23 protein-coding genes are annotated in these 23,919 nt (G+C 48.3%); 16 read left to right on the plus strand and 7 right to left on the minus strand.

Annotated elements, in window-relative coordinates:
- Positions 1-8: 8 nt before the first annotated feature.
- The 4 genes from msbA to ACJJIY_RS16930 all read right to left on the minus strand — a co-directional run bounded on the left by msbA (position 9) and on the right by ACJJIY_RS16930 (position 5,673).
- Positions 9-1,838, minus strand: coding sequence for a lipid A export permease/ATP-binding protein MsbA (gene msbA / locus ACJJIY_RS16915; RefSeq protein ID WP_445358437.1), 1,830 nt, complete (start codon positions 1,836-1,838; stop codon positions 9-11).
- 83 nt (positions 1,839-1,921) lie between these two features.
- Positions 1,922-2,341, minus strand: a complete 420-nt coding sequence (locus ACJJIY_RS16920) for an ExbD/TolR family protein (protein ID WP_444897173.1) — start codon at positions 2,339-2,341, stop codon at positions 1,922-1,924.
- A 15-nt stretch (positions 2,342-2,356) separates the two neighbouring features.
- Entirely contained in the window at positions 2,357-2,980 is a 624-nt protein-coding gene (locus ACJJIY_RS16925; protein WP_413665667.1) for a MotA/TolQ/ExbB proton channel family protein, read from the minus strand.
- A 113-nt stretch (positions 2,981-3,093) separates the two neighbouring features.
- Positions 3,094-5,673, minus strand: coding sequence for a DNA internalization-related competence protein ComEC/Rec2 (locus tag ACJJIY_RS16930; protein ID WP_445358438.1), 2,580 nt, complete (start codon positions 5,671-5,673; stop codon positions 3,094-3,096).
- A gap of 270 nt (positions 5,674-5,943) precedes the next feature.
- Here ACJJIY_RS16930 and ACJJIY_RS16935 point away from each other — a divergent pair, with 270 nt between their 5' ends.
- Positions 5,944-6,882 (plus strand): porin, encoded by a 939-nt coding sequence (locus tag ACJJIY_RS16935; protein ID WP_445358439.1) that lies wholly within the window; start codon positions 5,944-5,946, stop codon positions 6,880-6,882.
- A 120-nt stretch (positions 6,883-7,002) separates the two neighbouring features.
- On the opposite strand, the gene ACJJIY_RS16940 is transcribed toward ACJJIY_RS16935, so the two are convergent.
- Positions 7,003-8,487, minus strand: a complete 1,485-nt coding sequence (locus ACJJIY_RS16940; protein WP_445358440.1) for a bifunctional 2-methylcitrate dehydratase/aconitate hydratase — start codon at positions 8,485-8,487, stop codon at positions 7,003-7,005.
- A 158-nt stretch (positions 8,488-8,645) separates the two neighbouring features.
- On the opposite strand from ACJJIY_RS16940, the gene ACJJIY_RS16945 reads away from it, so the two are divergent.
- From ACJJIY_RS16945 to trhP, 3 genes are all read left to right on the plus strand, one after another.
- Positions 8,646-9,269, plus strand: a complete 624-nt coding sequence (locus ACJJIY_RS16945) for a Crp/Fnr family transcriptional regulator (protein ID WP_444897170.1) — start codon at positions 8,646-8,648, stop codon at positions 9,267-9,269.
- An 87-nt stretch (positions 9,270-9,356) separates the two neighbouring features.
- Positions 9,357-9,827, plus strand: coding sequence for a cytochrome P460 family protein (locus ACJJIY_RS16950; protein ID WP_445358441.1), 471 nt, complete (start codon positions 9,357-9,359; stop codon positions 9,825-9,827).
- 323 nt (positions 9,828-10,150) lie between these two features.
- Positions 10,151-11,437 (plus strand): prephenate-dependent tRNA uridine(34) hydroxylase TrhP, encoded by a 1,287-nt coding sequence (gene trhP / locus ACJJIY_RS16955; protein ID WP_445358442.1) that lies wholly within the window; start codon positions 10,151-10,153, stop codon positions 11,435-11,437.
- A gap of 97 nt (positions 11,438-11,534) precedes the next feature.
- On the opposite strand, the gene ACJJIY_RS16960 is transcribed toward trhP, so the two are convergent.
- A complete protein-coding gene (locus tag ACJJIY_RS16960) occupies positions 11,535-11,762 on the minus strand; it encodes a hypothetical protein (RefSeq protein WP_445358443.1) in 228 nt (75 codons plus the stop codon).
- Positions 11,763-11,936: 174 nt separating this feature from the next.
- Here ACJJIY_RS16960 and ACJJIY_RS16965 point away from each other — a divergent pair, with 174 nt between their 5' ends.
- From ACJJIY_RS16965 to ACJJIY_RS17000, 8 genes are all read left to right on the plus strand, one after another.
- The gene (locus ACJJIY_RS16965; RefSeq protein WP_445358444.1) at positions 11,937-13,187 is read left to right on the plus strand and encodes an efflux RND transporter periplasmic adaptor subunit; all 1,251 of its coding nucleotides are present in this window, start codon (positions 11,937-11,939) and stop codon (positions 13,185-13,187) included.
- A gap of 35 nt (positions 13,188-13,222) precedes the next feature.
- Complete coding sequence (locus tag ACJJIY_RS16970) at positions 13,223-13,939, plus strand: ABC transporter ATP-binding protein (RefSeq protein ID WP_445358445.1); 717 nt, start codon at positions 13,223-13,225, stop codon at positions 13,937-13,939.
- The gene (locus ACJJIY_RS16975; protein WP_445358446.1) at positions 13,936-16,371 is read left to right on the plus strand and encodes an ABC transporter permease; all 2,436 of its coding nucleotides are present in this window, start codon (positions 13,936-13,938) and stop codon (positions 16,369-16,371) included. The genes ACJJIY_RS16970 and ACJJIY_RS16975 overlap by 4 nt, the downstream gene beginning before the upstream one ends.
- Positions 16,372-16,459: 88 nt before the next feature.
- Positions 16,460-17,368, plus strand: coding sequence for an alpha/beta fold hydrolase (locus ACJJIY_RS16980; protein WP_445354345.1), 909 nt, complete (start codon positions 16,460-16,462; stop codon positions 17,366-17,368).
- Positions 17,369-17,505: 137 nt separating this feature from the next.
- A complete protein-coding gene (locus tag ACJJIY_RS16985) occupies positions 17,506-17,877 on the plus strand; it encodes a RidA family protein (RefSeq protein ID WP_444897162.1) in 372 nt (123 codons plus the stop codon).
- A 73-nt stretch (positions 17,878-17,950) separates the two neighbouring features.
- Complete coding sequence (locus tag ACJJIY_RS16990) at positions 17,951-18,559, plus strand: hypothetical protein (protein WP_444897161.1); 609 nt, start codon at positions 17,951-17,953, stop codon at positions 18,557-18,559.
- A 93-nt stretch (positions 18,560-18,652) separates the two neighbouring features.
- Positions 18,653-19,159, plus strand: coding sequence for an arsinothricin resistance N-acetyltransferase ArsN1 family B (locus ACJJIY_RS16995; protein ID WP_444905377.1), 507 nt, complete (start codon positions 18,653-18,655; stop codon positions 19,157-19,159).
- 489 nt (positions 19,160-19,648) lie between these two features.
- Complete coding sequence (locus tag ACJJIY_RS17000; protein ID WP_445358447.1) at positions 19,649-19,963, plus strand: heavy metal-binding domain-containing protein; 315 nt, start codon at positions 19,649-19,651, stop codon at positions 19,961-19,963.
- An 84-nt stretch (positions 19,964-20,047) separates the two neighbouring features.
- Here ACJJIY_RS17000 and ACJJIY_RS17005 read toward each other — a convergent pair whose 3' ends face one another.
- Positions 20,048-21,109, minus strand: a complete 1,062-nt coding sequence (locus ACJJIY_RS17005; RefSeq protein ID WP_445358448.1) for an FAD-dependent oxidoreductase — start codon at positions 21,107-21,109, stop codon at positions 20,048-20,050.
- A 273-nt stretch (positions 21,110-21,382) separates the two neighbouring features.
- Here ACJJIY_RS17005 and ACJJIY_RS17010 point away from each other — a divergent pair, with 273 nt between their 5' ends.
- From ACJJIY_RS17010 to ACJJIY_RS17025, 4 genes are all read left to right on the plus strand, one after another.
- Positions 21,383-21,802, plus strand: a complete 420-nt coding sequence (locus tag ACJJIY_RS17010) for a hypothetical protein (RefSeq protein ID WP_413665652.1) — start codon at positions 21,383-21,385, stop codon at positions 21,800-21,802.
- A 108-nt stretch (positions 21,803-21,910) separates the two neighbouring features.
- Positions 21,911-22,861, plus strand: coding sequence for an IS5 family transposase (locus ACJJIY_RS17015; RefSeq protein WP_445358449.1), 951 nt, complete (start codon positions 21,911-21,913; stop codon positions 22,859-22,861).
- Between the two features lie 388 nt (positions 22,862-23,249).
- On the plus strand, positions 23,250-23,660 hold the full coding sequence (locus ACJJIY_RS17020; protein WP_413665651.1) for a hypothetical protein: 411 nt from the start codon (positions 23,250-23,252) through the stop codon (positions 23,658-23,660).
- Positions 23,661-23,709: 49 nt separating this feature from the next.
- Complete coding sequence (locus ACJJIY_RS17025; protein ID WP_282932647.1) at positions 23,710-23,868, plus strand: hypothetical protein; 159 nt, start codon at positions 23,710-23,712, stop codon at positions 23,866-23,868.
- Positions 23,869-23,919: the final 51 nt, after the last annotated feature.

The raw sequence follows: 23,919 nt of genomic DNA on the forward strand, positions 1-23,919 counted from the left end.
CAGGTGCCCTACCCCATTGTTTGCTGCTGTAACAGAGATGCGTATCGACCACCCTGGGCGAGCAGCTCTGCGTGATTCCCACTCTCTACAATTCGACCTTTCTCCATCACCAGGATGCGATCGGCATTCTCGATCGTACTCAGGCGGTGGGCGATAACAAACGTAGTGCGGTTTTTCATGACTTCAGCCAGAGCCGCCTGAATATGGCGCTCCGATTCATTATCCAGTGCTGAAGTGGCCTCATCCAAGATCAGTATGGGCGCATCCTTAAGCAGGGCGCGGGCAATAGACAAACGCTGGCGCTGGCCGCCAGAGAGCATCTGTGCATTATCCCCCAGAACCGTATTCGCCCCCTCAGGTAGCTCTTCAATAAATTGAGTTGCATGTGCCTGCTCCATAGCACGCAGAACATTTTCCTTGGGTGCATGTTCCAGTTCACCGTAGGCAATATTGCGATATACAGTGTCGTTAAACAGCACGATATTTTGGGAAACCATACTGATATGGCGGCGCAACTCTTTAAGTGGCACCTTGGAAATATCACCCCCATCGACCAGGATACGTCCACCTGTCGGCTCGTAAAATCTAGCCAGCAGACTTACCAGCGTGCTCTTGCCGGAGCCAGATGCACCCACCAGGGCCACCGTTTCTCCCGGATTTACCTCAAAACTGATGTCGCAGAGTACTTTGGGTGCTGCCGGGTCATAGCTAAACTCAAGCCCTTCAAAAGCTACTGTGCCATTCACTGGCTTAGGTAGCTGAGCTTCACCATCCTGAGGTTCTCTGGGAGCATCCATTACCTCGAAGATACTCTCCGCTGCCGCAATACCCTTCTGGATATCGGCAAAAATTTCGGAAAGGCTGCGCACCGGCTTGGCCAGGGATGCAGCCGCACCAATGTAGGCGGCAAAAACCCCAGCAGTCATGGACTCAACCATACCCGGTGCCAGAGCCAGCCAGACAATAGTTGCAGTAGACAAACCAACCAGTATCTGAATCACAGAAACACTGGCATTGTTTGCTACTACGAGCTTCATAAACTGCCGACGGTTATTGTCGCTGGCAGAGAGGAAACGGGATTTCTCGTAATCCTGCCCCCCATACATCCGCACCACTTGATAGCCATTGATCGCCTCCTGAGTGACATGGGTAACGTCACCCATGGAATTCTGGATACGATGGCTTAATTTGCGGAAACGCTTACCCACGATGCGCACAATAAAGGCGATCAAAGGGGCAAAAAGGAAGAAGGTTAAAGTCAGCTTCCAGTTCACCAGTAACAGGTAGGTCAAGAGACCGATTACCGTAAACGACTCCCGGAAGAGTACCTTCACCGCCTTGGTGATGGAGTTGGTTACCTGCTCAACATTGTATGAAACCTTTGAGATCAGGTAAGCGCCGGTATAGCGGTCAAAATAGGAGCTGGGAAGCTGGCCAATTCTCTCAAATAGCTGTGTTCGCAACTCATGGATCACTGCACGGCCCACATAGGCCAAACCATAACTGCCGACAAAATTGCCAATAGCCCTAAGGACAATAATCAGCAACATTGCAAGCGGTACAAGCCAACGAGCAGTCTCCTGGGGCATTACTCCATCGGGGTAATAGGATGCTACAAACTTTGAGAGAAACCCGCGACTCTCCTGGATACCTGCCCCCACTGCATCGAGCAACAGCTCGGTCACAGCAATCAGGCTGACGCCCATGATCGAAAACAGGAAGAAGCCCAGTACCGCAACCCCGAAAATCGCCATGTGCGGGCGGGCATAAGTGAGCAATCGACGGTAAGTTTCCGCCCCATTTTGCGGTTTGCTGGGGGGCGCTTTTACTTTCTTCATACAGACCAATGAATGGACTCGCCCCAACTGGGGCGAGTGGGCACAGAAACCGAAGGTAAGTCAGCTCCCTACAGGGTTCCGCGCTAGTTTTCTTCCGGCTGCCGTGTAGTAATGCTTAGGTTGACAAAGCCTAGCTGTCCAGCGGCATCCATTGCCCGAACCACGGCTTGGTGATGAGCGGTGGCGTCGGCGGTTATCACAAGCGGGCGATTGTACTCGCCTGCGGAAACTTCCGACAGCGCAGATTTGAGGGTGTTGATCTTCTTGTTGATCAAAGCTTGTCCATCTACTGAATAAGAACCATCAGCACTGATCAAAATCTCTACAGATTTAGGTTGGTCAACAGACTGAGGACCTGCTGCTTCAGGCAGGTTCAGCTTAAGGTGGCTTTCCTTGGTGAAGGTTGTAGACACCATAAAGAAAATCAACAGCAGGAATACCACATCGATAAGTGGTGTCAGGTTAACCCCTTCCTGCTCTGTGGCTTGGCGGCGGAATTGCATTGCTTGCTACCCCGCTCAGGCCGCATCTTCGATTTTACGATCGCTGTGCAAAGCATCCACAAGCTTGACAGCTTCCTGCTCCATTGCCACAACAATCGTGTCAACGCGACGCTGGAAGTATCTGTGTGCCATTAACGCAGGAATAGCGACAGTCAGGCCAGCGGCAGTGGTAATCAATGCCTGGCTAATACCACCGGCCAGTACGCCTGCATTACCGGTACCTTCCACCATAATCGCGGTAAAGACCTGGATCATACCGATCACAGTACCCAGCAAACCAATCAGCGGTGCTACGGCAGCAATCGTGCCCAGAGCACCCAGGAATCGCTCCAGTTCATGCACAACCTGGCTGGCAGTTTCCTCGATGCTATCTTTCATTACTTCGCGACCGTGGCGGGAATTGGACAGGCCCGCAGCAAAAATTTTTCCCAGTGGGCTGGAGTCGCGCAGCTCCTTCAATTTTTCCGCATTGACCTGGTTATTTTTAAGCCAGCCCCATACCTCACCTAATAAAGTACGTGGTGCAATATGCTGCGAGTGCAAAGTCCAGAAACGCTCGACACAAATAGCAATAACCGCTACAGAGCAAAACAGGATTGGCCACATCAGCAGGCCGCCGGATTTTATTATCTCAAACACTTTCTTAGCCCCAGAAAACCAGAGGGAATTTTTGGAAAATTATTACTGCGTCCTCGACGCAGAGCAGCACTTTATCACAGCTGGTGCCGGCGGCTAAGTCCTCCCACGCATCCTTATTCCCTGTTGTGACTCGCATACCAAAACCGTGGTGCCAAACGAGCCTGTAAAATTTGCGGCTCTTGATCTCCAGCTCGCCAGAAAAATTCTACCGCTCCGCTCTCCGCAGTACTGAAAATACTGGCACCGAAGTTTTGGTAGCGCTTCACAACATCGGTGTGAGGGTGGCCAAAGTGGTGACGGAAACCGGCACTAAATACAACCCGGTTAGGCCTGGCCCACTCGAGCAAAGCGGCCGATGAGGAAGAGCGGGAACCGTGATGAGGCGCAATCAGTACGTCAACAGCGGGAAATTGTGGATACATTTTAGACAGTTGATATTCAACCTTACGACTGATATCCCCAGTAAGCAGTAAACGCACCCCCTGCCATTCAGCCAAAATTACACAGCTGTGATCGTTCTCCTCACCATCCAGTAATTCCTCTCCCTGTGCCGTTAAGGAAGGCCATAACCATCGAAATGATATATCTCCCAGTTGCTCTTCCGTTCCTGCCCGACACTGCTCAGTAATCGTGGTTGCCGATAGTGGTAAATTGCTAGCTAAAATCCCTGGGGCATAGAGCTTTTTTGCTTCAATGTTTCTAAGTAAACCCGCCACGCCGCCGGCATGATCCCTATCTCCATGACTGACGATTAGTACATCGAGTTCACTACCCCCGCTACTCATCAAGTAGGGAGCCACTATCGAACCTCCCGCGCTCCAGCCCGAGGGGATTGAAGGCCCTGCGTCGTAAACAATACGACTTTTTCCAGTGCTGATAACTACTGACAACCCCTGACCAACATCCAGCACTGATAACTTCAAACGCTCATCTGCCGGCGCCAATGTAGAAAGCCAGGGCTGAGCAACTGGAAGAAAAAATAACCAGCCTAACTTGCGTCCTGGCAACCCTTTAGGCAGCAAAAGTAGCACCGCGCCAAGCCCAGCGATGACTATCACCAATGCAGTGGAGGCAATCGCAAAACCACGGAACCCCGGTATCGAATGATCGACAATATCGAGCGCAGTCATCAGCAGATCCAATTGCCAACCTGCAAACTGCAGCAGCCAAACACCCAGCTGAGTATCAATAAATACAGCACCTAACATAAGTGATGGCAAAATAGACAGGCCCATCCAGGGAATCGCTACAAGATTGACCAATACACCTGAAAGGCTAAAGCCAGAAAAATATATTATCGATGGGATAAACAGGCCAATTGCAATCAGCCACTGGCTTCGCAACAGCTGCCATAACGATAACTGGGAAAATCGGTGCTGCCATGAGGTTACAGCACCAGGGGCCTCAGCCTTCGGCCTCCATTGCGGCTCTCGACTTAAGCTAATTCGCCCACTGAACCCCAAAAGCAGACTGCCGACGGCCACAAAGGACAACCAAAAACCAGCACTGTAAAAAGCCAGTGGCTGCAGGGTAAGCACTATTGCCAGAGCCAATGAAAAAGCAAAACCCGCTCCCAGTCTGCGCCGCCAGTGCCAACCCAGTAATAGCACCCAGGTCATTACAAGCGCCCGTTGTGCGGATAGAGGAACGCCGGCGATCAAGGAATAAACAAGGCTCGCCACCAAGGCGAGTCCTATCGCAATACCAAAACGGCTGGTGCCCGTAAAAAGCCCAATCCCTTTTGCCAGTACGGTGCCCATCAACAAAATACAACCGGCCACCATGCCCACATGTAAGCCGGATATGGCAATAAGGTGGCCCGTACCTGTCCTTTTAAGCAGGTCGGTATCACCTTCGCTCAACTGACTGCGATCTCCTAGTAATAACGCCGCTATCAAGTCCGGTCGCTGGATCGGTAACTGACTAATTTGGGAGCGCAATTCATCCCTTAGCTCGATAATGCCATTCCCCTGCCCCAGCCACTGAGGAGGATAATCGCGGGGGCGAACATACCCTGTTGCCGTAATCCCCTCTCGCAAAAGCCAGCCTTCATAGTCGAATGTATGTGGATTCACACTTCCCCTAGGGCTTCTCAATCGCACAGGCAATATCCATTGAGAGCCACCCCGCAGACGAGCTAGAGCCTCACCGTCAACTCGGTACCAGGTTAGGTTGAGAAGGCTACCGATAGATAGCTCTGGCGGTGCTAACTGGCCACCCTCTTCACCTAAAGAACTGAAAACAATATCCACAACTCGAGCGCGAAAACGCACCGTTTGTAATTCTGAACTAGCGCCAAACCCTCCCCCCTCAGTTAATTCAGGCAGCGAGACCAGGTTCAACTGAAGTACAAAGTCCGCACCATGTGCACCGAGGGGGAGCCGGCGATCCAGCGATGCTTCATGAGAGTGGAGTGCCCAGGTCGCACCAATAAAGGAGAGAAAGATCAGAGCAAGGGGGCGCCAGCGGCGTATTACCATCCAGGCAAACAAGGCTAGAGAGAGATACAGTGCCCACAGAGTGTTTTCAGCAGGTAATCGGGCAAAACAACCCACCGCGATAATAGAAAGCGAGTAGACCCAAAGGTATATGCTGGGCCCCGTGTAGCCGAGAATGCCTCTCGCCTTAGCCAGCAGGCGAGAAAGCCCGTAAATTCTCTCCCGAAAACTCCATAATTCCTTCCCCTGCGCCATCCCTTGCACCGCCCTTTTTGTTCAACTATTGACCACCTCTACTTAAATCAACGATGATTGCGGCCCGCCGCTTCAGGCGCCTAAAACCTTACTATAACTAGCTTACCTGCCATTCATAGCACCGGTCGGTCACATATTTTTAAGAAAAATGCCATTTTTAACATGTTTGTAATATTCAAAACGCAGAATCCGCACCAAATCGAAAGGCAGCCAACTAGGACGACACGGAAGGCACCTTTCACCCAAAACCATAAACTGTGCGAGACGATTATGAATAAGACCGCTCTCTCTCTGGCCATCGTTGCCATGGTACCTGCTCTGGCCAACGCCCAAGATGAAGGCGATGTACTCGACTTTTACGGCAAAGCCAATGTCACTTTCCAGGCAGCCGACGAAGGTGACGATTCCGTCACTGACGTTCAGAGCAACGCTTCCCGCCTGGGCGTTAAGGGCGAAATCGCCCTGACTGAAGGCGTTAAAGGTATCTACCGTATGGAATACGAAGTAGATATGGACGGTGACGCTGACGATACTTTCTCCCAGCGCAACATCTACGCTGGCCTGGAAGGCGGCTTCGGCCAGGTAATCGCTGGTAAATTCGATACTCCCTTGAAGGTTGCCCAGAAGAAAGTTGACCTGTTCAACGACCTCGAAGGCGACATCAAGAGCCTGATCACCAACAGCGATAACCGCGAAGAAGACGCGCTTCAATACACTACCCCTTCTTTCGGTGGCTTCAAAGCTTCCGCTGCTTTCATCAGCAACAAAGAAGAAGTTATTGACGACGTAACGGGTGAACAGCGCAACAACGGCGTATCCATGTCTGTCGCCTACGATAACAACGGGGTTTACCTGGCCTACGCTATGGACCAGGACGTTGAGGGTCAGGACGTTGACGTTCATCGTTTCGTGGCCCAGTACAACATCGGCCCCGTACAGGTAGGCGCCCTGTTCGAAGAGCAAGACGCTGACGCCGGCGACTCTGTTGATGGCTGGATGAGTTCTGTTGCTTACAAGCTGGACCAATGGACCCTGAAAGCCCAGTATGGCCAGTCTGACATCAAGGAAGAAGGCGGTGAGACTTTCAGCCTGGGCGCAGACTACAAATTCAACAGTGCAGCCAAAATTTTCGGCTTCTACACCGATGAAACTGCTGACGACGACTACGATCGCAGCTACGCCGGTGTTGGTGTTGAATACAAGTTCTAATCATTCCTGAGGTGCGGCGATCCAATTTGGGAAGTGCGATTCTGTCGCATTGGGAAGATTGAGCAGTGAAAAAGGCGGCCTATGGCCGCCTTTTTCACTCTGGAGTTTCCTGAGGAGCCTCTAAATAACCAATAGATCCATAAAGCGATTAACTGACAACTGCTTTAATCCATGAAGATCATTAATAGCTGCAAAAATTTTGTTAGCCCGCCCTTGTGGGAATCGCGTAGCTAAATTATTACGGAACTTATCTTCCAATAACGGAATCCCCTCCCGTCGGCGACGGCGGTGTCCCATCGGATATTCAACTTCAATCTTTTCTGATGCGTCACCACTTTTAAAGAATACTTGTACCGCACTGGCTATAGAACGCTTATCTGGGTCTAAATAATCTTTTGAGTAACCTTTATCTTCTATCACTTCAATCTTGTCCCGCAAGATATCGATCTCTTTGTGCTCACGATGAAAATCATCTTCATAAAAACCTGGCTGTAAATCACCAAAAATGAGCGCCACTGCAACAATATATTGCAAACAGTGATCACGATCTGCCGGATTATTTAATGGACCTGATTTAGTGATGATGCGAAGGGCTGATTCATGTGTGGTCACTACGACCTTAGTAATGTTATCGATACGGTCTACAACCTGTGGGTGTAAAATAATTGCCGCCTCACAAGCTGTTTGACCGTGAAACTCAGCCGGATAAGAAATTTTGAATAGGATATTCTCCATGACATAGGAGCCAAAACTTCTAGGGAACTGAAAACTGCGCTCTGAAGGTGGTTTCAATTGCTGCTCAGCATTCGTCTTGCTAAAAAGGACATCATAAAAACCCCATTGCTGTGCCGTAAGTACTCCGGGCACCCCCATTTCTCCACTTATCGCCAAATCAGCCAAGCGAACCCCACGGGAACTGGCATCACCTGCAGCCCAGGACTTGCGTGATCCAGTATTCGGGGAATGCCTATAGGTCCGCAAAGCTCCACCATCCGCCCACGCCTGAGACACCGCGGCCATTATTTCCTCCCGCCCAGCACCTTTAAGCCAGGCAGCCACAGCGGCAGAAGCAACCCGCACCAGTAGTACATGATCGAGCCCAACCCGGTTGAAACTGTTAGACAATGCCAAGACACCTTGAATCTCGTAGGCCTTGACCATTGCTTCGAGTACCGTGCCCATTTTTATTGGGCTTTCCCCCTTAGCTAATTGGCCTTGCGATAAGTAGTCACAAACAGCCAATATTGCCCCAAGATTGTCAGAGGGGTGCCCCCATTCAGCCGCCAACCAAGTGTCGTTATAATCGAGCCATCGAATTGTACAGCCGATATCCCATGCGGCTTTTATCGGGTCCAAGCGAAACCGGGTGCCAGGTACTCGGACCCCATTCGGCACCCAGGTCCCCTCCACCCAGGGCCCCAACAACTTTGTACATTCAGGAAAGCTCAGCGCCAAAAAGGCACACCCCAAGGAATCCATCAGGCTAAATCGAGCTGTTTCCCAGGCATCACTGGAACCCACTTTGAAATGAAGCACATAATCTGCAATATCCTGTATCACCTGATCGTAATCGGGGCGGATATTCTGAGCGGAGTCAGCAATCATGATTGAATAGCCCGTGAAAGTGTCGGAGGGCAAAACAGATGGAGTAAGGTTAGCTGCTCCCTAAACTTCAAATAGATAAACAAACGACCGAAGAATTCTATATTGTTAGGAATCTCTGAAAGCAGGAATCAACCCACTTGCAACGAACTAGCGACCCAATGAAAAAACTTCGATTCCTCAAAGAAACGGTATTATTCCGACAAGGGGATTCTGGTCCCCAGATTTATTTTATTCATGCCGGCTACGTCCTTATCCAAAAAGTGGACTACTGTGGCAACCTAGCCATTGTCGATCTCTATGGGCCCGGATCATGGTTTGGACCAGGTCTAACTGGGAAAAACCTGGACCTTCAAGCAACCGCCAAATCCGGCAGTGAACTGGAAGTTACTTCCGCTCAACATCTAAGCGCCATGATGGAGCGCCATTCACAGACCCACGATGGGCTGTTGCAACAACTAGCCACAAGGGAGTCTCAACTTCAGCAGCGTCTTTTCCTCCACATCACCGCCCCCTTACCGGTCCGGTTGGCCAACTTGTTAGCTCAGCTATTTAATTACCGGGGGCAAGCCTGTGGCCATGGACATCAACTCGACATCAAGTTGACCCAATCCGAATTGGCCGCCATGGCCGGTGGAAGCAGGCAAACGGTCAGCCAGCTCCTTAAACAATGGAAGTCTGATGGAGTTATCGACTATACGCGCCAATATATCTGCCTTCTCGATCAAACCGCGTTAAACAGCCTGGCAGAAAACCAAATATATGCGCCAGTGTCAGCCAGCTGACAGTTTTACCCTTCCCGCCTTCATATACTTTCCAGCAGCTGAAACCCGGGGATAGCTCTCCCACATCAACAGCAATGGAAAAGGATTATGCGCAGCGCCTACTTATTTACCTCTTTAGTTCTGACACTCGTATTGGGTATTTCTGCAAAGGCCGATGAAAACCTCAATTTAACCTATAAAAGTATGGTTGATAGCCAGGGGAATATTACTTTGCCGGATAATTACCGTCGGGAATGGGTCTTCCTGGGCTCCTATCAGGTAAAGTCCTCGAGTGGCGATGGATGGGATACTCATAATGTCTATACCCAACCCCAGGCAGTCGAAGGGTATCGCAAAAATGGGAAGTTTCCCGATGGGACAGTTTTGGTAAAGGATGTTAATAGCACCCAATCGGAGCCCTTAACCACAGGGTTGGCTTATTACTCCTCAGACCTTCAATTCACTTTTATGATGGTAAAGGACGATAAAAACCGCTTCCCAGAAAACCCGGCTTGGGCCGAAGGCTGGGGATGGGCTCTATTTAAGCCAGGAATAGCTAAAAGTGAAACCAAAACCTGAAAAGGCAGCGGGCTTAACAACTGTTTTGGATGCCACCTACCAGCCAAGAATAATGACTGGGTATACACACAAGGTTATCAACAGGTCCTACAGAACTAAAAAGTAAACAGCAAAAATCAGAGGTTAGAGGTCTATTATTCGGCTAGAGTAACAGCATAGATTCCCTCCATAACAGCTTATCACCCCCACCCCAGCGCTAATTGATTTATATCAATTAGCGCGATCTTGAATACCGTTAACATGCGGCCGCGTCCGACTATTCCACTATGAGTTTTTCCGTGTTTAAACCTGAGTTACTGTCCCCCGCAGGGACTTTAAAAAATATGCGATATGCGTTCGCCTATGGTGCCGATGCCGTTTATGCTGGCCAGCCCCGCTACAGCTTGCGTGTGCGCAATAATGAATTTAAAAATATTGAAACCCTGCGCCTAGGCATAGAAGAAGCACACCAGCAGGGAAAACAGTTCTATATCGCCTCTAATATCGCCGCTCACAACGACAAAGTTCGCAGTTACCTGCGGGACCTGGAAGAAATTGTCGAAATGGGGCCTGACGCCCTGATTATGTCCGACCCAGGTCTAATAATGATGGTAAGGGAGCGTTGGCCTGATCTGCCAGTTCACCTATCCGTACAGGCCAATGCGGTAAACTACGCAACCGTAAAGTTCTGGCATCGCCAGGGGTTATCTCGGGTGATACTTTCCCGGGAATTGTCCCTGGATGAGATTGAAGAAATTCGCCAGAAAGTGCCTGAGATGGAGTTGGAAGTCTTTGTCCACGGTGCACTCTGTATCGCCTACTCCGGGCGCTGCTTGCTGTCCGGTTATATGACCCATAGAGATGCCAATCAGGGCGCCTGCACCAACTCCTGCCGCTGGCAATACCAAGCTCATGAAGCCAAAGAGAATGAAGTTGGCGAATTGATTCATGTGCAAACCCAGGAACCCACCAATCAACCCACCTCCGCCAGTGACAGTACTTCTCAGGCCTTTTTACTACAGGAAGAAGGTCGCCCTGGAGAATATATGCCGGCCTACGAAGATGAGCACGGTACCTACATCATGAACTCCAAAGATCTGCGGGCCGTACAGCACGTCAAGCGCCTATCGGAAATGGGCGTTCACTCTTTAAAAATCGAAGGTCGCACCAAATCCCACTACTATGTGGCTCGTACTGCTCAGATCTATCGTCGCGCGATAGACGATGCTGCAGCAGGAAAAGACTTTGACATGAAGATGATGGACGAATTAGAAACCCTCTCGAACCGAGGCTACACGGAAGGTTTCTACCGTCGCCATCCACCAGCAGAATACCAGCAATATGAAAAGGGATTGATATCAACTCCGGGCCAACAGTTCGTAGGCGAGCTTATTGACGGCAGTCCTGAGTATTTGACGATTGATGTAAAAAATCGCTTTGAACGCGGTGATCAATTGGAGTTAATGACTCCCAGCGGTAGCTTGTTCTTTCCCTTGGAGCAAATGGATAATACGGAAGGCAAAGCGATCGATGTAGCTCCGGGATCCGGGCATATCGTGCAAATACCCCGACCAGAGGGGGTTGATGACGATCAACTTCAACAGGCGCTATTGGTCAAAGCTCTGGGATAACCCTCGGCCTGTAATTTGCACTATGGCTTATCAAGCTCTTCGTTTTGCAAATATATTTTGTTAAAGGTGTAGTGGTTTAGACAATTTACCGGATTCACTAAGCCACGACACCTTTATTCCCACTACATCTCCACAATTTTACTTGTGAACCTATCCTCAAAATGCATTGGGTAATCGTTAAACCTCTCAAGTTACTGCCCACCTCATAATATTCAAACCATCCTGTATTTTCCCACCATTCACCGCAAGCAACTGGTTCTTGTACCAATTTTCCTGCATTTTCAGCCTCTCCTACAACCCTTTTAAAGCCCTGAGTTTTGATCACAAAAATATGCTCGACAGTACTAATTACAAGATAAAAACCCGCCCTCCCTCGGAGTTCCAACAGGAATACACCCGTTCTAAATAGTTATGATTTTCCACCTCTAACTCGCCCCCGCATCAAGGTTTCACAGTAGAAAAGCGTGCAACGATTGCTTAACCAAGGAAATGCCACAATATGGATATTATTAAACCCAAGAAACGCCCCCTGATTAAGCACCCTTTAATGCTAGGTGGTGCTGCTCTTGCTTTTGTGGCATTTACCAGCACCCTCTTGTTACTTCCTGACAGCGCCTACAAGGTTGAGCGGGAACAGCTGATGTTGGGTACCGTCCAACGGGGAGACCTGCAAGTTGTGGTAGATGGCTACGGTAGGCTGCGTTCAGACAAGCAGACTTTAATTACCGCCCTAACCGCAGCGAATGTTGAAAAAATCATGTTGCGTCCCGGTGCAGAAGTACAAAGTGATAGCATCATTATGCAGCTGAGTAATCCAGAGTTAATGCGCGACCTGGATGCAGCCGAAACCTCCCTGGAACAAGAGGAAGCTAATCTGCGTCGGCTTGTTCTGAACAACCAGCGCGATGTTCTCGCGGAGGAAGCCATACTCGCGGAACTGAACTCCAACTACCAAGTGATCAAGTTGCGTCGCGAAGCTGAGGACGAGCTGGTAAAAAGTGGAGTGGTTTCCCAGCTCACCTACCAAACCACCGTCTTACGCCAGGAACAGATGAAGAAACGTGTGGACCTGCAAAAACAGCGTATCAATCACTTGCGCAAAGTCGCCGTCGAATCAGAGTTAATCCAGCGCGAGCAAATCAACCAAGCCCAGACCCAATTGCAAAGTATCCAGCAACGTACAGACCGACTGACCGTACGCGCCGGCCTGGACGGCATACTGCAACGACTACCGGTAGAGCTGGGGCAAGGTGTCGATCCCGGGCAGGAGCTGGCACTGATTGGCAGCGAGACTGATCTTCTCGCTTTGGTTCAAGTACCGCAATCCAAAGCAGAGCAACTGGAGGTTGGCCAACCCGCTGAAATTGATACCCGCAGAGAAAAAGTCGAAGGTATGGTAACCCGTATTACTCCTGAGGTTCGGGACGGCAATATTGAAGTGGAAATTGCTTTTAGCGCGGGCGCTCCAGAGTCTGCCAGGCCACAGCTCAACGTCGATGCCCGGATCTTCACTGCCACGATGGAAGATACGCTGTTCGTCGAGAGACCTATCAATGTGCAGAGGCACAGTGAGGCCAATCTGTTCCTGATTAACGAAAACGGGGAGGAAGCGGCACTCCAGCCCATCAGCTTCGGCGAGGAGTCGGGTCGATATATCCAGATCACCCAAGGCCTCAATGAAGCGGACCGCATCATCCTCTCGGATATGGCCAATTTTAATGAAGCTGAGCATATCCAGATTATTGACTAAAGCCTGAAACCCAAAGCGAGAACAGGGAGTTCGCTATGTCCAAGCCAATCCTTCATATGGCCGGGATCACTAAGGTGTTCAGCACCGAAGAAATGGAAACTCACGCCCTGCGAGGCGTTGACCTGAGTATTTACCAGGGGGAATTTGTATCTATCTGCGGCCCCTCGGGTTGCGGTAAATCCACACTTCTCTCGATTCTCGGCCTGCTGGACCTCCCCACCAGCGGCAGCTATCAAATTGAAGGTATTGAAGTCGCTCAATTGTCGCTGAGTGAGGCGGCGACTATTCGCAACGAGAAAGTAGGCTTTATCTTCCAATCCTTTAATCTGATTGACGAACTCTCTGTCTACGACAATATCGCCCTGCCCCTGCGATACCGCCGCAATCCCATTCCCAAGTCTGAAGCCGACAAAAAAGTGAAACACTGTCTGGAGAAGGTGGGGATGAGTCACCGGGCCGCTCACAAACCTAACCAGTTATCCGGTGGCCAACAGCAGCGAATCGCCATAGCCCGGGCGCTAGTTGGCAATCCGTCCCTACTACTGGTGGACGAGCCCACCGGCAACCTGGATTCCCACAATGGCGATGCAGTAATGGAAATGCTGCGGCAGCTCAACAATGAAGGGACCACCCTGTGCATGGTGACCCATGACCCTCGTTATGCAGACATGGCCAGCCGCCAACTGCATCTGCTGGATGGAAAAATCTCAACGCCGCAGCCCATACTAGAGCCCCATGAGATGGCCCTATGATCACCACAAAGGACCTGTCCATTGCCCTCCAGTCCCTCAATCGGGCGCGGAGCTACGCCACCACTATTATTCTGACCCTGGGTATCACTCTCGGCGCCCTGGTAACACTATTTAATCTCAACTACCAACTGTTAGCCGCACCCCTACCCTACCCGGACGAAGATCGGCTGTATGTCGTGAATGGTAATCTCTACCAGAACAAGCAGCTGCGGCTGGAAAACAACAGCCAATACCCTGCCCTGGTTGAAATCTATAAGAACGATAGTTTCTTCGAGTCCAGCGCCCTGGTGTACTTCTGGGAAGATGTGGCTCGCAATTTATCCGGATCACCACGGGTTAATGTTTCCTATGTCTCTCCGGAATATCTCCAGCTGGCTGGAGCACCCCTGGCCTTAGGCAGACAATTCAATGCCGATGAAGGGCTCGACAGCCGAGTCCCTGTGGCGGTTATCAGCTATCAAACCTGGGAGCAGATGTTCCGGCGCAACCCAAATGTCTTGGAGCAAAGCCTGCAATTTGGGGAGGTGGACTTTCGCATTGTCGGCGTCACCGCCAAAGACTTCATTGAACCCCAAATCTATAAGCAGGGCCGGCAAACGGCGGTCTGGCTGCCCTGGGACTTTAACGATACACAAGTAGAGCGCAGAAATAATTGGAGAGGCTTCCTGCCTTTCCGCATGCTCACAGGAAAGCTGAAGCCGGGCATTGACCCCGCCAGTGCGGGGCATGAATTGAGCACATTAATGGATGCCCAGTATCAAGCGGCCCTAGCGAGAAGGTCCTCTTCGGTAGAAAGGTCCGTTGAATACCGACTCACCCCCTTCGCCAATAAAATACTTGGCGACAGCGCCACGCGAACCTTAATGGTAATGGGCGGTACACTGGTGCTTCTGTTAATTGCCTGCGCCAATGTTACCAACCTGATTCTTTCTCGCGCAGCCAAACAACAACGCAATATGGCGATACAGGTCGCGTTGGGCGCACATAAAAAACATATCTTTTTGGCCCTGCTATGTGAAATCGGCCTACTTATGTTAGGGGCTGCATTACTTTCTCTACTTTTAGCCCTGGGATCGACGGAAGTATTAAAGGTGATGGCTACGGAACAAATTCCTCGCATTCAAGAGCTCACCTTAAACTGGCAGACACTGGTTTTTGCACTGTTGTGTGCCTTACTGCTCGCCCTGTTCTTCTCAGCCATAGTCAGTCGCCAGGTTAATTACCGCGCACTGAATCAAATGCTGCAGAGCAGCGGCAAAGGTTCTGGCGTACAGATCTCGCCTCTAATCCGCAAAGTCCTCATCAGCAGCCAAGTGGCGATGACCAGTTTGCTTATCGTCGCCAGCTTGCAGATTTTCCTTCAAGCTAACCGACTGATTAACCAGCCCTTTGGATTCCCTTTGGACAACGTTCAAGTAATGACGCTGAATATCGGCAATCTTAGGAGTGCCCCCACTGCCGAACGGGAGAGTTATCTGAAGGCCATCAGGCAAAGATTGCTGGAGCACCCTAAAGTGCAAAATGCCAGCCTGAGCCTAAACACTCCTATCTCTATCAGCCGGCCACTCTGGACCACATCCCTGAGTCATGATGCCAGCCGACAAAACCCGGTGATGGCCAAGACCACAGTGGTCGACGAAAACTACCTTTCCATTTTGCGTATGCCTTTGATAGCTGGCCGCCATATCAATGCGGCTGAATTTTCCGATAACAATCGCATGATGCTCGTCAACGAAACCCTGGCCCAGCAACTGGAGCCGGATGGAGAAGTATTAGGCAATCGCTACTACTGGCGAGGTGACTTGCCCTACCAAGTGGTCGGTGTAGTACGCAACGCAAGCCTGCCCGGCAAAAAGGAACCCGCCCGCTTATTTGTGCGCGGTATCAACGTGAGCTATCCCCTACTCGTACTTAGACATAAGCCTCACCAACCGCTCAGCACCACAGAGATTAATCGGGAGTTTGCCGAAGTAAACAGGCAGTACAAAGTTTCTGAGCTATTCACCCTGGAGCAGGCGCGAGACCTACTCCTAACCAATGACCGGGTCTCAGTTTGGGTAACCACCGCCCTGACATTACTGGCACTTAGCCTCGCTGCCATCGGTATCTTTGGAGTGCTCAGTTACAGTGTACAACTGCGGCGTACTGAGCTTGGCGTGCGCATGGCAATCGGCGCCCGCACAGCGACGATTTTCTATCACACCCTGATCGATAGCCTGATTCCCGTCGTTATCGGTATCGCTGTAGCGACTTTGGTCCTCGTCCCTCTGGCGCTTTGGCTTGAGCAAAGCGAGTTCAGTATTGAAACCAGCCTATGGGGCTGGCTGCTACCACCATTGCTTATTATCGGCCTAACCGCCTCGGTGACCCTGCTTTCAGTATGGAAGATAATCAACAAGCCCGCGATTTACGCATTGCAAGGAACAGGATAATTACTTTCCACCTGTAGCCGCTGCTTGAGGTTGCGCGCTCATCGTGCAATCTTTACAGCAAATACAACAATAAGAAATGGAACAGCCAATGCAGCCTCAGCAGTGGTTATCAAACGGAAAGATTTTTGATTATCAAAACCACCAACTCTTCTATGTCGATAGCAACCCAAGCTGCCGACATAAACCAGTGCTGCTTTTGATTCACGGTTTTCCAACCAGTAGTTATGACTGGCAAAAGGTATGGGCCCAACTGACAGCGCACTATCGCTGTATTGCTATGGATATGCTGGGATTCGGTTACTCAGACAAACCCAAGCAGCATAACTACAGTATCCACGGGCAAGCTGATTTACATGAAGCTCTTCTGCAACATTTAAACATCAACAAGGTCCACCTGCTGGCCCATGACTATGGGGATACCGTTGCCCAGGAGTTACTCGCCAGAGCCAATAGCGGTGGTACCACGAGGTATGCCTCAGCATGCCTGCTAAACGGAGGTCTATTTCCAGAAACTCATCAAGCGCGTTTCGTACAAAAACTGCTGCTCTCTCCCGCAGGCTTCCTGATCAATAAACTGATGAATTACCGGCAGTTTTGCCGCAGCTTCAGTGCCATTTTCGGACCAGAGACACAACCCTCTGACAGAGAGTTGCGAGACTTGTGGCAAATTCTCCAATATAAGAATGGCAACCGGCTCCTTTATAAACTAATCAGCTATATGCGCGACAGGCGCCAACATCGTCAGCGCTGGGTCGACGCCCTAAAGCAATACCCCGGCCCCCTATTACTAATCAATGGCTCATTAGACCCAGTTTCAGGGAAGCATATGGTGGATCGATTTCGGCAACTGATAGATCGGCCAACGGATATTGTTGAGCTGGGAACGATTGGGCATTATCCGCAGTGGGAGGCTCCTGAAAATGTTGGGAATGAATATCTAAAATTCCTAAAAATACACCAGAACAACCCTTTCTTACTTTCTACACTATCGGAGTAAAGTAAACTACTAGGGTAATGAGAGCTAATCATAGTAGCAATGCCGACACACTAGCCACTAGTAGTAATAACTAAGACTGGAATCTTCCTGTTTTAATTTAGTAAATCACCCAATTACAGAGCACAAAAGTAGATAGAATGATCGAAAGGATAAACTACCAAGACCTTCCCCAAGCTGCAGGCCCTTATGTACACGCAACAAAGCACAACAACACCCTATACATATCTGGCCTTACAGCGTATGAAACCGAAGTACAATCTTCTAGCTTGATTGCTCAGACTACTGAAATACTTTCCCAGCTTTCAATAATCCTTGATTGCGAGGGACTGGTAAAAAATAATTTAGTCAAACTAACAATCTTTGTTCGCGATATTGGCAGTCTAACATCCATTCGAGAGCTACTTTTTCAATTTTACGAAGAAAGTTTACCCGCTTGTTCATTGGTGGAAGTTTCAAAACTAATACACCCAGATTTACTAGTAGAAATAGAAGCTATAGCAGCCCTTTAGCGATGAAACTTACAAAATTTCACAACATTTATCTTACACTTCACGCACGAAAAGCGAGACCCAACATTTGAGTATGAGACACTTAACGACAAAAGCCATTACTATTCTATATTGCATTTCGGCCCAATATTCTATTGCCAGTAATGAAGTAACAATACATAAAATACCAAAGGAGAAGGTTGCACAGGAAAATAAACTGCTCACTGATTTATTCACCCAAGACCAAAGCGCGCGCATTGCCCCCCACCGTGACATTGACTGGGAATCACTAAATCATGAAGACAAAACCCGGCGGATAAAAGTCTTAAAAATGCTTGAGAATGGGCATATTAGAACGTCAAAGGATTACTATCATGCAGCACTTATCTTCCAGCATGGTAATAAGTCAGAAGATATAAGACTGGCCCATGCTCTTGCCACTATTGCAGCAACCCTGGCAGAGGATAAGAATAAAGCTAATTGGCTAAAGGCGGCCACTTGGGATCGTTTAATGATGAATCTTGGTCGGCCACAGTGGTACGGCACTCAGTTTGTTAAAGATGACTCTGGAAACTGGAGCCTTTATAACATTGATTCTGATATAGTCTCTGATCAGCAGCGAATAGATTGGTCCGTTCGTACACTAGAAGAATCAAAGGCCATGGAAAAGTCGCTAAATAGTAAAAAGAAAAGTAAGCATTAATAAAGCTGTACAGAGCCAGCCAGCAGGTATCTGGCTAGTCAGTTCACCACCAATCTCTGGCCAATGCTATCAACCATAGGGAGAGACAACAGTATGATACGAGCAGTTAAAGCTTCTGACTCTGCTGGGATTGCTAAAATCTACAATTACTATGTGGAGAATACCTGTATCACTTTTGAGGTAGAGCCAGTTTCTGCAGAAATTATCGCCGACCGAGTCGAAGAATGCTCAAAAAACAATCTTCCCTGGTTAGTTGCTGAGAATGAGGGCCGTTTAATTGGCTATTGTTATGCCAGTAAATGGAAAGGACGCTGTGCTTACCAGTATTCGGTGGAGGCTACCGTGTACTTGGACACGAACTATTCCTCTAAAGGCTGGGGCTCGAAGCTCTATAATGAACTGTTTAAACAGTTAAGTGAACTCAATGTCCACGCGGTAATCTGCGGTATAGCTCTACCAAATGCAGGCAGCGTAGCACTTCATGAGAAGTTTGGAATGGAAAAAGTTGCTCATTTCAAAGAGGTCGGCCGAAAATTTAACCAGTGGATAGATGTTGGTTATTGGCAGTGCTTACTCCCCTTAAGAAAGGAGAAAGCATGAAATAAGTACTTCATGAAGGAGTACATTTTAAGCAACTTTTATGTACCCACATTAACCCCACTAGGGAATTTTAACCTAAATTTTACCAAATCCTCTCTAATCTAAGGTCATAACTGCGCGCTTTTGCGCAGCAAGGGCTATTACATTGAGTAGCCGAGACTTTATTGAGGGCACTAATTTCCCTCCCAATTTACACCAAAATAAAAGTGGACAACTTACTATAGAGAAAGTTTCAGAAATTACTGGATTACTTTTAATTTAACTCATATTCCATCAAAAGTTACTGACCTATATGATCATTACACTTTTCACCCCGGAACCCTACCTCATTTAATGTAAGATAAAAGCTAAAATCCAGAAAAGACACGGCAGCTAAAACAAACATTCGATCACCATCAAACAATTAAATATATTCGCATAACGGATCCAGGTTAGGGTAAGATCACCAATAGAGCCAAAAATATAGGTAATTATAATTAAGGAAGTGATATGATTTTTTCAACTACAGAAACAGTACCAGGAAGAGAAATATCGGAGGTACTGGATATCGTTACGGGCAACGTTGTTCAATCAAAACATATCGGCCGCGACTTAATGGCAGGTATAAAGAGTATTGTCGGTGGAGAGATACGAGGCTATACGGAAATGCTGACCGAAGCGAGAAACAAAGCTTTTCAAAGATTGAGTGACAGTGCCCGGCAAAAAGGCGCTGATGCCGTAGTAGGCATTCGTTTTACTACAAGCGCAATTATGGATGGCTCCTCAGAAATTCTTGTTTTTGGTACGGCTGTAAAACTAAAATGATAGATTTAAATATCCCTAATGTTTGACACGCATGCTCGCAGACAACTGGCTCAACCTACAAATGATTACAAATTTATTTGACCCCTAAAGCTCCACCGCAAACTGCCCCAGTTTTCTCCGCACCGCAGGAATAGAACTGGCGGCAGCGATTAACGCTCGAAATTCAAATCTTGCTTTCAGGGATTGTCCAGTGATCATTTTCCGGCCACGCTCAGTAACCTCAATAACCTTTTTATCTTCTTGGTGGCGCAAATCAGAGTAGCCTAGGAGCTGCCCCTCAGTGATCCGTTTTGCCAATTCGGCTGCATCAGCTATCCCAAGGTTCATACCACGACCTCCAACCGGAGAGTGGCAATGGGCAGCATCCCCAGCTAGATGTATCCTGCCCTTTGAGTAAGTTTCCGCTTGCCGAATTGAGATTTTAAAGGTTCCCTCCCGCCGAACCCTCTTAACATCCACCGCCATCGGAAATGCTTTAATTGCATTATCACAGCTAGCTACCAGACGGTGTCGGCCTTCTCCCAATGACACGGCAACAGCGACCACGCCAGATTCCATTTTGACCAAGGTAAACTTTCTTTTAGGAGGCCAATCCCCTGTATCAACATCCGCGATTGACCACACTTCTTCCAAGTCAAATCCAGGATAACTGATACCTGCAGCTTCACGAACAGTACTGCGAATACCATCCGCTCCTACGACCAGGTCAAATTGCTCCTCTTCACCATTATCAAAAAAAGCCACTACCCCACTCTTTTCCTCGGTAAGGGTTTTGAGTTCTTTCCTATATTCAACTTCGACTCCCATACCAAATAAAACCTGAGCCATGAGAGCTTCAGTTCTGTCTTGAGGAAGTCCAAGAATGGCGGGGAAATAAGTCCGATCGGAATGAAGGGGGAACTCTAGTGCTAAATGCGTATTTAGGTAAATGCATGCGCTCTGAACAGCGATCCCCTCAGCAATCAACTTTTCAGAAACGCCAGAGTGAGAAAGCAACTCAAGGCTGCGAGAAGTAACTCCCACTGCTCGACTAAGGGTTGACGCGCTATCCCGGCGGTCCACAATTCTTGGCAGTAGCCCTCGCCGAGCAAGCTCGACCGCTGTTGTAAGGCCCGTGGGCCCAGCCCCAACAATCAGTACTTTCACAGGCTACCTCAAATAACCCCACCTAACAGTAAGATAGTACATATGAAAGAGTAAGGGTGACTAGCTGGTCTGAGGCTCTTCATAAAAAACCTCAGTCGCCACCAGTGATCTCTTCACAGCAATACCAGTCACCGCTTGGTGAGTACGTGCTTAAACTTGCGAAGTCGAAACCTCTAATATCTGGCAACGATCTACAGAAGACTCGTCTTGCCAATAAGTACCCACTGTTATATCGATATTTTTTATGTTTCAGCTCTTGGGTATAATTTCTAAATGATTACACCACTTTACGATGATGTACATGGACTCGCACTTGAGATAGTCAATAAATCCGCCTCTGGGGATAAAGCTGGGTGCCAAGACTCCCTCAACTCGCTAGAGAGACTATGTGCAAAATATGCCGGAGGCGAGCTAGACCATCCCCTACAGTGGGAGGCTCTGGGTGATTTTTCAGAAAGCTGTGAGGATGCAATACAGGCATACACCCAGGGACTTAACTGCTCCATAAAATTAGATCTCCCTTTGTATTCAGCTTCAATTGCCCTGGAAATGGCTGAATGTTTTTTGAGACTAAACAATCAAGATAAAGCCTTGAAATTTGCCCATAAAGCACGTATCTATTCTGTCAGTACAGAGGATTATGAACTACAAGAATCCATTAACAATTTCCTTAGAAATCTTATACAGGTTTAGTTTACCCTTAAAGACCATCCAAGCTGAGTTATCATAGTTAAGGAACCTCTGAATAATTCCAAGCCAATATTGGTAATATTCACCTACCCATCAAGACTACGATGAATTATGCACCAAGTCACCTTTGCCGAAGCAGAATATAAGCTAAAGCGCCGTATAACTCGCCGAGAGAAGTTTCTTTCTCAAATGGAAGCCCTCATCCCATGGCAGCGACTAGAAGCTCAGATCACTCCTTGCTATCCACAAGGCAAACGTGGCCGACAGCCATATCCATTGAGTGTCATGCTCCGTATTCATTGCATGCAGCTATTTTATAATCTCAGTGATCCCGCTATGGAGGATGCACTGTATGAAATTGAATCCATGCGTAGTTTTGCTGGATTGACTTTGAGCGGCCCAATTCCCGATGAAACAACGATTCTTAACTTTCGCCACTTACTGGAGCTCAATCAGCTAGGTGCAGCTCTTTTTGATGAAATCAACAAGCATCTTGCTGAGAATGGCATGGTACTGCGTGAAGGCACGATTGTAGATGCCACTATTATCTCTGCGCCAACTTCAACCAAGAATAAAAAGAAAAAACGTGATCCAGAAATGCATCAAACAAAGAAAGGCAATCAGTGGCATTTTGGAATGAAAATGCATATCGGGGTTGATGATGTGCTCGGAGTAATACATAGCATAGATACAACAGCAGCGAATTCGCATGATGTCACAACTACAGAGCGAGTTCTCCACGGGGAGGAGAAAAGAATCTGGGGAGACTCTGGGTACATTGGTGCGGAGAAACGTGAAGAGTTGAAAGAGCGGGAGGCGGATTGGTATATAGCAATGAAGCCGAGCAAGCTAAAAACTCTTCCAGGGCGTGATGCACTTCGTAAAGCGGAAAAGATCAAGGCGCAGATAAGAGCGAAGGTCGAGCACCCCTTCCGCTACATCAAACGGGTATTTGGTTATGACAAGGTCCGCTATCGGGGACTGGTAAAAAATACTGAGAGGCTGTGCTTACTGGCAGGCTTTACCAACTTAATAATAGGGAGAAAATACTTGGCTGTCTAGGGGTGGTTCGCCTGAAATCCACCTATTGAGGGTTTCAGATGAAAAATTAGTGGACTATTACGCGCAAATTACGCGTTTGTGCGTAATAAAGTGAATTTTTCAAGCAGCTCAGCTTAATTCTGGAAAAATGCTTCGTTGATCAGAGGGTCCTTAACTAAAACAATGATTCTAAGATCACTGATTACTTCTATATTAGTCAGCCTAAGTTACACTCTGGCTGCACATTACATTTACGATAACTCTTTTGGTGAAGGTGAAATTCTGAAGATCCAGGCCTCCATATTGATGTTTCAAGCTTCAGTCGTTTTCATACCTACATTCACTGCCTGCTTACTAATCACACTCTGGCTAAGCAAGATCAATAGAAAGACAAAATAAGACATTCTGTATGCCCCCAACTTCAAGCATCATGGCTACCGCTTCAAAAATCAGCCTTTGCCTTATAGCAAGTTCAATAGCAACTCTTATTTCCATTATGGAGTACTGGCGAGGGCTTAATGGTAACGAACTTCTTTTAGCCAGAAGTGTCTCCGCTGTAACAACTGCCGGGAAAAACGGCCCCAAGTATATAGAACCGACGCTAGCTGCCGGAAATGATGGCATTACTGAAGTTCAAGTCATCTTAATGGCTCTAGGCTTATCGGCACTTTTGGCCTTAAGTTCGCTGATAGTGGTGACGATTTACAGGGTCAGGCACGGCCATCACAAACTCTATCTGCCTTTAGCTTTCTGTTCTACAGTTCTATGCTTGGGCATTATTTATGTTGGGTTTAAGTCCGGTATTCAGTATAGTCTTTGAAGTAGGACAAGCTTAGGCTAGTACTGAGGCATAACAAAGGAATATCAAAGTGAAAAGAATTGCCACCGCACTGCTATTTTTATTTGCGGCGATTGCCTGCTACGCTTTCGGAGTCCCTGTGGGAGGAGTAATCTTCCTTGCTCTTGGCATTATCTTTGAAGGAATCTTCTGGATTAAGCTATTTAAACGTAAAAAGAAGCCAACATAGGTGTAGTAATACAACGTTACTTCGGCTAGATTCAATTGAACTAGTGATTAT

This window comes from Microbulbifer maximicatervae (SeqCode) (assembly GCF_052468155.1).